The following is a 13,183-nucleotide window of genomic DNA, read 5'->3' on the forward strand; positions in this document are numbered from 1 at the left end:
GCGCGATATGTTGAAATATATTATTGAAGCGTCCATTAGGCAGCGATTTATGGTGCTAATTATTGCCATCATGATCACGGTCTGGGGCGTACAGGAGCTGCGTAAAACGCCGCTCGATGCGCTGCCAGATTTATCCGACGTACAAGTGATCATTAAAACCCCTTATCCGGGTCAAGCACCAAAATTGGTAGAAGAACAAGTCACCTATCCTTTGTCGACCGCCATGTTAGCCGTACCCGGTGCCAAAACTGTACGTGGCTATTCCATGTTCGGTGACTCTTATGTGTATGTGATTTTTGAAGATGGCACTGACATCTACTGGGCACGTTCACGAGTGCTCGAATACTTGAGCCAAATCAGCAGCCGCTTGCCACAAAACGTGCAGCCATCTCTTGGCCCAGATGCATCAGGCGTGGGTTGGGTGTATGAATATGCGCTGGTCGATCGCTCCGGAAATTTAGATTTATCACAACTCAAAAGTCTACAGGATTGGTATCTTAAATTAGAGCTACAAAGCGTAGCGGGCGTGTCAGAAGTCGCTACCGTAGGCGGCATGGAGCAGACTTATCAGATAGTGCTTGAGCCCGATAAAATGGCGGTCTATAAGCTCGATATCGCCAGCATTAAACAAGCCATCGATAGAGCTAACAGCGAAGCCGGCGGCTCAGTGATCGAGATGGCCGAAGCTGAATACATGGTACGCGCCAAAGGTTATCGCCAAACCTTGGAAGATTTTCGTGAAATTCCCCTTGGCATCACCAGCCCTGCTGGTACAGGTTTATCACTCAAAGATGTGGCTACTGTGCGTAAAGGCCCAGCCTCACGCCGCGGCATTGCCGAACTCGATGGTGAAGGTGAAGTCGTTGGCGGAATTGTAGTGATGCGTTACGGCGAAAACGCCTTAGCGACAATTGATGCGGTGAAAGCAAAACTCGAAGAACTCAAAGCCGGTCTGCCAGAAGGCGTTGAGATTATTCCTACCTATGACAGATCCCATTTAATTCTTGAGTCCGTCGACAACCTCTTTAGTAAAGTCGTCGAAGAAATGTTAGTGGTTGGTTTAGTCTGTTTACTATTTTTACTACATGCACGATCCACGCTCGTGGCGGTAATAACTCTGCCGCTATCTATCCTAATCGCCTTTATCGTGATGAATAAGATGGGTGTTAACGCCAATATCATGAGTCTTGGCGGCATTGCTATTGCTATCGGCGCTGTGGTGGATGGTGCGATTGTGATGATCGAAAACTTGCACAAGCATTTAGAGCATTTTAAGGCAGATAATAATCGCGAGCCTGATACTAAAGAACATTGGCGTATCGTCACCGAAGCCTCAATTGAAGTCGGCCCTGCACTATTTTTCTCATTGATCATTATCACCTTAAGCTTTGTGCCCGTGTTTGCGCTCGAGGCGCAAGAAGGTCGATTATTCGCGCCATTGGCTTACACAAAAACCTTTGCTATGGCCGCGGCAGCTTTTTTATCGATAACCTTAGTACCCATTTTGATGGGTTATTTTATCCGCGGTAAAATCCCCAGCGAACGCAGTAATCCTATTAGCCGTTTCTTGATTGCACTTTATGAGCCGTCACTAAAACTGGTGTTGAAATTTCCTAAGGTCACGTTAATTTTAGCGTTAGTCGCACTCGCCAGTGCTTGGTACCCAATGACTCGTATGGGGAGTGAGTTTATGCCTGCTCTTGAAGAAGGCGATTTACTCTATATGCCAACAACACTACCCGGTGTCAGCGCCAGTAAAGCTGCCGAAGTGTTACAACAAACTGACCGGTTAATCAAAACAGTCCCCGAAGTCGCTCGCGTATTCGGCAAAGCAGGCCGCGCCGAAACCGCCACCGATCCCGCGCCACTGACCATGCTTGAAACGACAATCATGCTCAAGCCCCATAACGAATGGCGTGAAGGCATGACTTTAGATGGCATCATTGCCCAGCTGCAACAAACGGTCAAAGTGCCGGGAATCACTAATGCTTGGGTGCAACCTATCAAAACTCGTATCGATATGCTCTCAACGGGGATAAAAACCCCTGTTGGGCTTAAGATTACTGGGGCCGATGTCAACGAGCTGCAAAGAATAGGTACTCAAATTGAAGCAATTTTGAGTAAGGTGCCACACACCAAATCGGCCTATGCTGAACGCAGTGGCGGTGGGCGCTATATTGATATCAGCCCAAAACTGGATGTGGCAGCGCGTTACGGTATGACCTTACAGGATATTCAAGATGTGGTGCGTTACGCCATTGGCGGCATGGATATTGGTGAATCGATACAGGGTGCTGAGCGTTACCCCATCAATCTACGCTACCCCCGTGAGCTACGCGATAATATCGAGAAACTACGTGAGTTACCTGTCATCACTAAATCTGGGCATTACTTGCCACTGCGAAATTTAGCGGATATTGAAATCACTGATGGTGCGCCTATGCTCAGCAGTGAAAACGGTCGTTTAATCTCTTGGGTATTTATCGATATTGAAGGTACTTCTATTGGCGAATATATTGCCACCGCTAAGCAAGCTTTAAATGCCGAACTGAAAGTACCTCCGCGCTACAGCTATACTTTCGCAGGGCAGTATGAATATATGCAACGCGTAGATGCTAAGCTTAAACAAGTGATCCCCATGGCGTTAGCAGTTATTTTTATTCTGCTGATGATGACATTCGGCTCCACCATTCAGGCCAGCATTATCATGCTCAGCCTACCCTTTGCGCTGGTCGGCAGCACTTGGCTGCTGTATCTACTCGATTACAATATCTCAGTAGCTGTGGCCGTGGGTATGATTGCCCTAGCAGGTGTCGCCGCCGAGTTTGGGGTGGTGATGTTGGTATATCTCAATAACGCTATCAAGCACCGGCAAGAAAAAGACACTTACCACTGTGTTAGCGATTTAAAAGAAGCCTTAATCGAAGGTGCGGTTATGCGTATTCGCCCTAAAGCGATGACGGTCGCAACCATCTTCTTTGGTCTATTACCCATTATGTGGGGCGCTGGCTCGGGTAACGATGTGATGCAAAAAATCGCCGCACCTATGGTTGGCGGCATGGTAACAGCACCGTTATTGTCACTATTTGTCCTGCCCGCACTCTACTTACTGGTTTACTCGCGCAAGCTAAAGAAAGATGCCGAGCATGTAAGTTAACCACAATGTAAATCTACAAAAATCCCCTCAAGCCGTTACGGTTGAAGGGATTTTTCATTTCATAAAACTAAAGCTTAGTGGATTCAACTCATATACAGACGAAGGCTAGCATCGATTTAGGAGAGCGTGAGCAATGCCGCTACAAATGACGATCAATAAAATAAGCCTCTAAGTTTATAACGCTTATGTGTACCATTAACGCAGCGCACCACAGGATTGACTCAACTATCTGTAGCAGAAAGGATTCCATTAAATGATAAAAACATTCTGTTTAACGATCAGCCGAATTAGGCTGATAGTAGGTTTACTTAACCGCCCACCGCGCGTATTACTTGCTGCATTCGGCCTATTCGGTACGCTAATCATTGCAGTCATACCCGCTTTTGCTGCGCCAGCGAGCGGAGAATTTATCGCCGATAAACGCTGTGAATTATTTCAATCAAAAAATAAACAAACCAATCCCGATCAGTGGCAGAGCAATATTGGCGAGCGCTATCCTGTACTCGAAATCCTCGGTAACAGCTTAAAACCCGACTGGCTGCGAGTGCGAACCAATGCGATAAAATCGCCCATGCGCTGGATTAGTGGTGCTTGCGGCCAATATCAATCCAATATTGCAGGCAGTAATCTATCAATACCAGCAACGGCAGTCGAACCCGCGCAAACCACCACGGCAGCGGATATCAAAGCCAAAAACCGAGATAGCCTTAAAGAGCATGGCGTCACGCAAAAGAGCCAAGGGGATCAATGTCGAATAGGCGAAAAATTTGATGCCAATGTGTTGGCATTAAGCTGGCAAAGCACGTTTTGTGAACTCTATGGCAGCCGAAAAGCAGAATGCCACGCGTTAAGCCAAACGAGTGAGTCGACCCAATGGCAACACTTTAGTCTGCACGGACTGTGGCCGAATAAGCAGCAATGCGGCACACGTTATGGCTATTGCAACACAGTAAAACTACAGCCAAACGATTTCTGTACTTATCCTGAGTTTGAACTTAACCCATCGGTTCGTAAAAATTTAGAAGAAGTCATGCCAAGCGCCCGCTACGGAACCTGTTTAGAGCGACACCAATGGTGGAAACACGGCACTTGCCGCAGCCAAGATCCAAACGAATACTTTTTATTGGCAACCCAGCTAACCCAAGCGGTAAACGCCTCGGCATGGGTACAAGGTTTTATTCATGAACGTATTGGTAAAAATGTCACCAAAAGTGAATTAAACCAAAGTTTTGATGCCAGTTTTGGCAAAGGTGCTCACACTAAAATGAGCTTAGAATGTGCCAAAGGCTTATTGAGTGAAATCCGTATTAATTTGCCCGAGGTCATTAAGACTTCAGACTCCTTACCAAGTCTACTAGCCAAAGCTGACAAAGCTAAAAAAGGCTCTTGTCCTGAAACCATAACAATCGACCAGCCTAACTAGACACGTTAAAACGGTAATAACAACCTGATTATAAAGACTAAAAAAGCCATATTTATAATACAAATAAGCCCTCATGATGAGGGCTTATCATACTGGGCTACATTATGAATACTGTGGTAGTAAATGCGCCATTGCCAATAAGTGACAAGCACCTGTCACTATGCCAAATAACACCACAAGCATGATTAGTGGTGTCCCACCGAACACTCTAAAACCTGTGCTGTTAGGGAATAACTGCCGTGATTTATAGGCCATTAGTGCCGGAACAATTACCGCCCAAATGGTTGCAGCTAATGCCGCAAAACCAATCGCCACTAAAAAACCATCGGGGAACAGTAAACCTAAGATAGTGGGTGGCACAAAGGTCACTAATGCGGTTTTCATGCGGCCCGTACGCGAATCATCAAAGCTAAATAAATCAGCAAGATAATCAAATAAGCCTAATGTAACTCCGAGGAAAGATGAAGCCACGGCTAAGTTGGCAAACAGTGACAACATACTATTCAACCAGCTACTCGCCATCACCTTAGACAAAGCGCCGACCAGCACACCCATATTGCCGCCTTGGGCAATAATATCAATAAACTGGCTGCGGGGAATATTGCCCATAGTAGCCACTAACCAACAGCTATAAATCACCAGCGCGATAAAGGTACCGACGAAGATTGCCTTGATAATGGTGGAGGAGTCTTTGCCGTAATACTTCACTAAGCTGGGAACATTACCGTGGTAGCCAAAGCTGGCAAGGCCAAAGGGTAAAGCCGCCCACAAATATGGCGAAAAGCTATTATTACCATCGGGTTCGAGCAACTTAGTCACGTCGATTTCGATCAGTAAATTGCCGATAGCGAGAAAGAAAGTGATAATCATGCCACCGAGCATAATCGTGGTAATCCGATCCACTGCCTTAGTGCTAATTAACACTATGCACGCTAAAACGATGGCAAACACCAGCCCAGCCACACTTTGCGGTAACTCAACGCCCATGCCATGTAAGCTATGATTTACAATCGAACCACCGCCACTAATGTAGGCATAAGTTAAAATATACAAGACAAAGGCAATGGAAACTCCATTAACAATTCGCCAAAATTGCCCTAAAGTTTGCTTACTTAAGGTATCAAAACTAGCGCCGGGTTCGAAATGTAAATTAGTTTCGAGTAACAATAAACCCGACATCAACATACAAAACCAAATACCTAATAACATTAAAATCGAATAACCAAACCACATACCCGCACCCACCACGGGCAGAGAAAACATCCCAGCGCCAACGGTCGTACCAGCAATAATCATTGCTCCACCGAGCAGGGACTTACCAGCGGGCTTATTTTTAACCGCATTCATATGGTTTGCCATTAAACAATGTGCTCCGCAGTGACACTGGCCACTATGGTTTGCCTCACTGAGGGGCGTAACAAGCTGTTAGCCTGATCCCGTATGCGATTAATATTCGACTTGTCTTCGCTATCAGCCAGATACCCCAATGCTTTTAGCTTAACGCTCAATGTGCCATAAAGTTTTTTATCGTAAAACTCAGGCGCTGTAATACCATGCAATGCTCCTAAACGCTGGGCGAGCAGATGACTTTCAGATTCAAGCTCTGAGCGCTCCATCTTAGGTCTATTGGCTAACAAGTTGAAAATAATGGCGTAGCGCTGCAAAGTCTCACTCACTGAACTGGCTAACAATAATAGTTGGCTAGTGTGCTCAGGCACGACAGTTAAGGTATCAGTCTCAACCACTAATTCTTGTTCAATGAAGAAATCTAGCACTTGATTAACATAAGCTGGTACATCTTTAATCCCCATAAAAAGCTCAGCTTTTAGCAGAGGATAAAAATCAGCAACGATTGATACCACTTGCTGACGCGGGATATGATCACTATGCGTTAAACAACTCGCAATTAATGACGGTACAACAAATAAGTGAATGATATTATTACGATAGTAAGTCATGGATACTGCCTGACTTGCTTCAATAGAAACAATTTCACCTAATGGGTCGGCACACACAACAAACTTATTCAGATCTAAACCTTGTTGCACTAACAGCTTGCCATCACCTTCAACAACCGAAGTATAAGCAGTGTAAGGCACTTTCTTGAGAAGGGTCAGATACAGATCAAGCTGACGCTCCAGCAGGCTGCGCTGTAAGGCATTTTGATCTGTAGCCAGTAACACTAAGCTTGTTAATGTGACCGAACTCGCCGCTGCGGCATCGTTGATATGAGTCATCACCCGATTAGCTAGTACGTTTACCGCTGGTGTTAACCAAGTTGGTTTTTGCTCTGGATCATCAGCAAGCTCAGTACGCCAATTAGGTGCACGTTCATTTAAGAAGTTTTGCAAGGTAATAGGCTCGCCAAAGTTCACATAGCCTTGACCAAAATTACCGAGTTTGCGAATGGCGCCAAATACCTGCCACACAGATTCTTTTTTCTTTTTCTTACCACTTAATTCTTTGTGGTAAGTCGCCACTTCCATCACATGGTCATAACCCAAATATACAGGCACTAACGTTACAGGACGCTCGATACCACGTAGTACGCTATTCATTGTCATGGCAATCATGCCGGTTTTGGGTGCCAATAAACGCCCCGTGCGTGAGCGGCCGCCTTCGGAGAAGTATTCTACCGAATAACCTTTAGCAAACAGTTGGTCTAAATATTCACGAAATACAGCGGTATAAAGCTTATTACCATTAAAGCTACGACGAATAAAGAAGGCGCCACCACGACGGAACATAGGTCCAGCGGGCCAGAAGTTAAGGTTTATACCTGCGGCAATGTGCGGCGGCACCATACCTTGATAATATAAAATATAAGATAGCAGTAAGTAATCCATGTGGCTGCGATGGCAAGGCACATAGACAATCTCGTGACCATCGTGGTGCAACTGGCGAACTTGCTCAGCACCTTTAATATTGATCCCACTATAAAGCTTGTTCCACAGCCAAGTTAAGAAGCGTTCGGCAATACGCACTAAACTATCGGAGTAATCAGCAGCTATTTCATCGAGATACTCAATAGCTGTCTCGCGCGCTTGCGTCTCAGAAATCTTTTTATTGGCCGCTTCTTCTTGAATCGCTTTACGTATTGATTCCGATTTTAATAACGAATGAAATAACGCTTGGCGATTAGGCAACACAGGTCCGGTCATCACTTTACGCTGGCGACGGAAATGCACCCGCGCTACTCGCGCTAACTTATGCGCAATCCCCATATCTGTGCCATGTTCGTCAGCCATATAACGCAGCGATACCGCATTAGAAAACTGTACGAAGTTATGTCGGCCTAAAAATAAAATCATCAGACACTTGCGTAGCCAAGTCGGGTTTTCCCGTTCAAATACGGCCGCCTTCATTGTGTCATCTTCTTTCCCTGGCGTTCGCCCCCAATACAAGCTGACAGGCACCAGTTGAATATCGAGCTCAGGATCTTGTTTATGTACGGCTAATAAGCGCATAAAACATTCGAGAAAAGGTTCGTTACCAGTGCGCTCACCAAACAATGGCTTACGCCCTTGAAGACAAACGACCCGCGGTGCAACAACACCGTTAGCAACTAGCGGCTCATAAGGGCTAGGTAGCCCGAGTTTAGCCGTTATTTCACTCAGAGCAGCAATGTCACTGAGTGATTCTGTTTTCATCACATAAGCAAGAGGTCTGGAGGCATCCAGATTCAGATCGGCAAAGGGATCCTGAGGCACCACAATAGTGTGCACTAAGTGTTTTTGGATCCAACGTAATGATTTTAACCAAAGAGAGTCATGTTTAGGCATTATTCTTATGCAATTAAGTACGTTCACTAGCCGGATAGAATACCAGACTATAGGGAATATTCGCTAATTCTCTCCGATATGGTTAAAAAATGGTTAATACTTGCACTGCAAACAATACTGTATATACTAACAGTAACTGTATAGAAAAACAGGAAAGACCATGAGACCTTTGACGCCACGGCAAGCTGAAATTTTAGAGTTAATTAAACGAAACATTGCCGATACTGGCATGCCACCTACTCGGGCAGAAATTGCTACTCGTTTAGGTTTTAAGAGTGCTAATGCGGCTGAAGAACATCTAAAAGCGTTGGCGAAAAAAGGCTGTATCGAGATTATACCTGGTACCTCACGAGGCATTCGTCTCACCGCTGAAGTCGAAGACTTAACTGAAACCGGCTTACCTCTTATAGGCCAAGTTGCTGCGGGCGAGCCTATTCTCGCCCAAGAACACGTAGAACAGTATTATCAAATCGACCCAAACATGTTCCATCCTACTGCCAACTTTTTACTACGAGTTAAAGGCGACAGTATGAAAAATATCGGTATTCTCGAAGGAGATTTACTGGCAGTTCATAAAGTACAACAAGCTAGAAATGGTCAAGTGGTTGTCGCTAGAGTCGACGACGATGTCACGGTTAAACGTTTCGAAAAAAAAGGTAATGTGGTCTATCTACACGCCGAAAATGAAGACTACTCCCCAATAAAAGTGGATTTAGGCTTTCAAAGTTTAACAATTGAAGGACTCGCCGTCGGTGTGATCCGTAATGGAGATTGGCTATGAACAAACTACTTGGCAATGCCCCGCGTCATCCAGGCTTATGGCGCGATGAAGTTCGCGCTGCCGATTATGATTGGCAACACACGCCTATCGCCTGTATGCCCACAAAAACTCAAGGCCGCCAAGAACTCATTCACCTGAGCGCCCAACTCGCCCAACTAAGTCAGCAGGGCCGTTGGCTAGTGCTTATCAACCCACCCAGCATTGGCTATAAACAAATGCTCGCCAGCGCGGGGGTGCGTATGGATAGAGTATTACTCGTACACGCTAAAGATGATGTCGAAACATTGTGGGCGATGGAAAAGGCGCTAACGAGTGGAACGTCTAGTGCAGTGATTACTTGGACCCAATCATTAGATGCCCGCGATAATCGCCGCCTACAGATTGTGGCCAAAAGTGCTCGGGCTATGGGTATAGTGCTGGAAGATGTAAACAATCACTTACCTAACGATCTACACATTGAGCAAGGACGGCTCCTAGGTCAGCCATCTTTTTTTAGTGCAATACATTAAAATATTTATTTAATTTTTTAGCTTAAAAGCCGCCTCGCCTATGAATGTGAGGCTTTTTTTTGGCAATTTTTCATATAATTAGCTTAATTGGTGATCTTGATCAATATTTAAACAGCAAGTATGGTTGATTCAGTCGACGGTGATATAGCGTTGCCCTTGGCAAATCAATTGAACCGTTATTATTAGAAATAGAGAACAGATGTATTTCAGTCGTATGTGTAAACGTGGCTAATACCAGCAGTAACAATACTTAATTGGAAGTAACAGCCGCCAACACACATTGAAGTCAAAACAGCTTTTTTGGGAACTGAAGAGTTTGCATAGAGTTAAGACTTACTGTGTTGCTCTTCTTTGTAGTTGCTATTCGCAATTGGCAGAGGAGAAGTCTTGTGAAGCAATTGTTGTATTGTTTACTCGTGGTGTTATTCGCACCATCGTTGGCCGCCGCGGACATGCGGTTCAACATGACCCCTGGCGTGACCGAGATCAGTGGCAAGGTTTATCACTTGCACATGACTATCTTGTATATCTGCTGCGCAATTGGCCTTGTGGTCTTTAGCGTGATGATTTATGCCATCATCAACCACAGAAAATCTAAAGGCGCAGTCGCGTCTCACTTTCACGAAAGCACTAAAGTCGAAGTTGCTTGGACCGTACTACCCTTCATCATTTTGATCTTAATGGCGATTCCGGCAACAAAGACTTTAATTGCGATGGAAGACCCCAGCGACGCCGATCTGACAGTTAAAGTGACCGGTTCCCAGTGGAAATGGCATTACAGCTATTTTGATCAAGACATTGATTTTTACAGCATACTCGCAACCCCTAGAGCACAAATCGACGGTACAGAAGCCAAAGGTGAACACTACCTATTGGAAGTCGATAAACCGCTCGTCTTACCGATAAACCGCAAAATTCGCTTCTTGATGACATCTGAAGATGTGATCCATTCATGGTGGGTACCTGCTTTTGCTGTGAAAAAAGACGCTAACCCTGGATTTATTAATGAGTCTTGGACTCGCATAGACAAACCCGGTATTTACCGCGGTCAATGTGCCGAACTCTGCGGTAAAGATCATGGTTTTATGCCCATCGTAGTACAAGCCCTATCCGAAGCTGATTTTGAAGCATGGGTGACAGAGCAAAAGCAAGCGGCAGGCGCAGCAGCCGCAGCAGCAACAGCGGCGTTATCACAAACACTCAGTAAAGATGAGCTAATAACCCAAGGTGAGAAAGTTTACTTAGGACACTGCGCAGCCTGCCACCAACCTAATGGTGAAGGGCTACAAGGTGTATTCCCACACCTCAAAGGCAGCCCAATAGCCACTGGACCACTCAGCGGACACCTTGAAATCGTGCTCAACGGCAAAACAGGGACAGCTATGCAAGCTTTTAGTAAGCAATTATCTGCGCAAGAAATTGCCGCCGTAATTACCTACGAGCGTAATGCTTGGGGCAATAATACTGGCGATGCGGTACAAGCCAAAGACGTCAACGAGCACATGAACGGCAAGGTTGGTACGCCAGCATCTGCCGATACGGCACCTGCCAGTGCAACACCAAATCCGACTTCGATACCACAACCCGCAGCAGTCGATCCCGCAAGCCTGCCGACACTCAGTCATGACACCCTTATGGCCGAAGGTAAAACTGTTTACGCCACAATTTGTGCTGCTTGTCATCAATTGACGGGAATAGGAGTGCCACCCGCCTTTCCCGCACTTGCTGGCAGCGTTATTGCCACTGGGCCAGTTGCCAATCACATCGATATTGTGATGCACGGCAAAACAGGTACTGCTATGCAGGCATTTGGCAAACAACTTAGCCCACAGCAACTGGCTGCAGTCATTACTTATGAGCGTAATACTTGGGGCAACAATACCGGCGATACAGTGCAACCTGCTGATATCGCAAGCCATGGACAGTAGGGGATTATGATGAGCACAACGACTCAAGATCAAAGCATAACCCATGATGACCACCATCATGATGCGCCAAAAGGCATCATGCGCTGGCTGTTAACCACCAACCACAAAGACATAGGCACTTTGTATTTATGGTTCAGCTTCATCATGTTTTTAACCGGTGGCGCTATGGCCATGGTAATCCGCGCTGAGCTATTTCAGCCAGGTTTACAATTAGTTGAACCCAATTTTTTCAACCAAATGACGACTGTTCATGGGTTGATCATGGTATTTGGCGCTGTAATGCCAGCGTTTACTGGGTTGGCGAACTGGCTGATCCCCATGATGATCGGTGCGCCAGACATGGCGTTACCTCGGATGAATAACTGGAGTTTTTGGATCTTACCCTTCGCCTTTACTATCTTGCTCAGCTCACTATTTATGGAAGGCGGCGGGCCTAACTTTGGTTGGACCTTCTACGCACCATTATCGACCACCTATAGCCCAGACAGTACAGCTCTATTTGTATTTTCCATCCATATCATGGGAATAAGCTCCATTATGGGCGCGATTAACGTGATTGTGACCATAGTAAACTTACGAGCTCCCGGTATGACATGGATGAAGCTACCCATGTTTGTCTGGACTTGGCTTATCACCGCATTTTTACTAATAGCGGTTATGCCAGTGCTCGCAGGTGCAGTGACTATGGTGCTAACCGATAAGTTTTTTGGTACAAGTTTTTTCGAGGCTGCAGGCGGCGGCGATCCAGTGATGTTTCAGCATATTTTCTGGTTCTTCGGCCACCCTGAAGTCTACATCATGATTTTGCCATCTTTTGGCATCATCTCCGCTATTGTTCCCGCCTTCAGTCGCAAGCCATTATTTGGTTACTCATCAATGGTTTATGCGACTGCCAGTATTGCTATTCTGTCATTCCTAGTGTGGGCACACCATATGTTCACCACTGGTATGCCTGTCTTTGCCGAATTATTCTTCATGTATTGCACTATGCTGATTTCGGTACCAACAGGTGTAAAGGTATTTAACTGGGTCGCGACTATGTGGCGCGGTTCACTCAGTTTTGAAACGCCAATGCTATTCGCTGTGGCCTTTATCGTGCTCTTCACTATTGGGGGGTTTTCGGGATTAATGCTGGCTATTACGCCAGCGGATTTCCAATACCACGATACTTATTTTGTGGTGGCACATTTTCATTATGTGTTAGTCACAGGGGCCATTTTCTCTATCATGGCAGCTGCCTATTATTGGCTACCTAAGTGGACCGGGCACATGTACAACGAGCGACTAGGACAATGGCATTTCTGGTGTTCGGTAATTTCAGTCAACGTACTGTTTTTCCCAATGCATTTCCTTGGACTTGCGGGTATGCCCAGACGTATTCCTGATTACTCAATTCAATTTGCCGATGTAAATCAAATCGTATCGATTGGTGGGTTTGCTTTCGGTTTATCGCAATTGATTTTCTTAGTATTAGTCATCAAATGTATCCGTGGCGGCGAAAAAGCTCCTGCTAAACCTTGGGAAGGTTCTGAAGGTCTAGAATGGACATTACCAAGCCCTGCACCTTATCACTCATTCACCACACCACCTGAGGTGAAATGAA

At 45.7% G+C, this 13,183-nt stretch carries 8 protein-coding genes; 6 read left to right on the plus strand and 2 right to left on the minus strand.

Features of this window, described 5'->3' with window-relative positions; all coding sequences use genetic code 11:
• The first annotated feature begins 7 nt into the window (after positions 1-7).
• Entirely contained in the window at positions 8-3,157 is a 3,150-nt protein-coding gene (locus BW947_RS05215; RefSeq protein ID WP_076497265.1) for an efflux RND transporter permease subunit, read from the plus strand.
• 253 nt (positions 3,158-3,410) lie between these two features.
• The gene (locus tag BW947_RS05220) at positions 3,411-4,580 is read left to right on the plus strand and encodes a ribonuclease T2 (protein ID WP_076497266.1); all 1,170 of its coding nucleotides are present in this window, start codon (positions 3,411-3,413) and stop codon (positions 4,578-4,580) included.
• A 102-nt stretch (positions 4,581-4,682) separates the two neighbouring features.
• Here the strand turns inward: BW947_RS05220 and mtr are convergent, their stop codons facing one another.
• Both mtr and plsB read right to left on the minus strand, forming a co-directional pair.
• Complete coding sequence (gene mtr / locus BW947_RS05225) at positions 4,683-5,939, minus strand: tryptophan permease (protein ID WP_076497267.1); 1,257 nt, start codon at positions 5,937-5,939, stop codon at positions 4,683-4,685.
• Positions 5,939-8,362, minus strand: coding sequence for a glycerol-3-phosphate 1-O-acyltransferase PlsB (plsB, locus tag BW947_RS05230; protein WP_076497268.1), 2,424 nt, complete (start codon positions 8,360-8,362; stop codon positions 5,939-5,941). The genes mtr and plsB overlap by 1 nt, the downstream gene beginning before the upstream one ends.
• A 160-nt stretch (positions 8,363-8,522) precedes the next feature.
• On the opposite strand from plsB, the gene lexA reads away from it, so the two are divergent.
• The 4 genes from lexA to ctaD all read left to right on the plus strand — a co-directional run bounded on the left by lexA (position 8,523) and on the right by ctaD (position 13,182).
• Positions 8,523-9,143, plus strand: a complete 621-nt coding sequence (gene lexA, locus BW947_RS05235; protein ID WP_076497269.1) for a transcriptional repressor LexA — start codon at positions 8,523-8,525, stop codon at positions 9,141-9,143.
• Positions 9,140-9,652 (plus strand): cell division inhibitor SulA, encoded by a 513-nt coding sequence (locus BW947_RS05240; RefSeq protein ID WP_076497270.1) that lies wholly within the window; start codon positions 9,140-9,142, stop codon positions 9,650-9,652. Before lexA ends, BW947_RS05240 begins: the two co-directional genes overlap by 4 nt.
• Positions 9,653-10,041: 389 nt before the next feature.
• The gene (gene coxB / locus BW947_RS05245; protein ID WP_076497271.1) at positions 10,042-11,580 is read left to right on the plus strand and encodes a cytochrome c oxidase subunit II; all 1,539 of its coding nucleotides are present in this window, start codon (positions 10,042-10,044) and stop codon (positions 11,578-11,580) included.
• 9 nt (positions 11,581-11,589) lie between these two features.
• Entirely contained in the window at positions 11,590-13,182 is a 1,593-nt protein-coding gene (gene ctaD / locus BW947_RS05250; protein ID WP_076497272.1) for a cytochrome c oxidase subunit I, read from the plus strand.
• Position 13,183: the final 1 nt, after the last annotated feature.

This window comes from Shewanella morhuae (assembly GCF_900156405.1).
GTDB classification, from domain to species: domain Bacteria; phylum Pseudomonadota; class Gammaproteobacteria; order Enterobacterales; family Shewanellaceae; genus Shewanella; species Shewanella morhuae.

Excerpts from the sequence above, each read along its gene's own strand:
- BW947_RS05215 (WP_076497265.1), top strand. The coding sequence starts at position 8 with ATGTTGAAATATATTATTGAAGCGTCCATTAGGCAGCGATTTATGGTG.
- BW947_RS05220 (WP_076497266.1), top strand. The coding sequence starts at position 3,411 with ATGATAAAAACATTCTGTTTAACGATCAGCCGAATTAGGCTGATAGTA.
- mtr (WP_076497267.1), bottom strand. The coding sequence starts at position 5,939 with ATGGCAAACCATATGAATGCGGTTAAAAATAAGCCCGCTGGTAAGTCC.
- plsB (WP_076497268.1), bottom strand. The coding sequence starts at position 8,362 with ATGCCTAAACATGACTCTCTTTGGTTAAAATCATTACGTTGGATCCAA.
- lexA (WP_076497269.1), top strand. The coding sequence starts at position 8,523 with ATGAGACCTTTGACGCCACGGCAAGCTGAAATTTTAGAGTTAATTAAA.
- BW947_RS05240 (WP_076497270.1), top strand. The coding sequence starts at position 9,140 with ATGAACAAACTACTTGGCAATGCCCCGCGTCATCCAGGCTTATGGCGC.
- ctaD (WP_076497272.1), top strand. The coding sequence starts at position 11,590 with ATGAGCACAACGACTCAAGATCAAAGCATAACCCATGATGACCACCAT.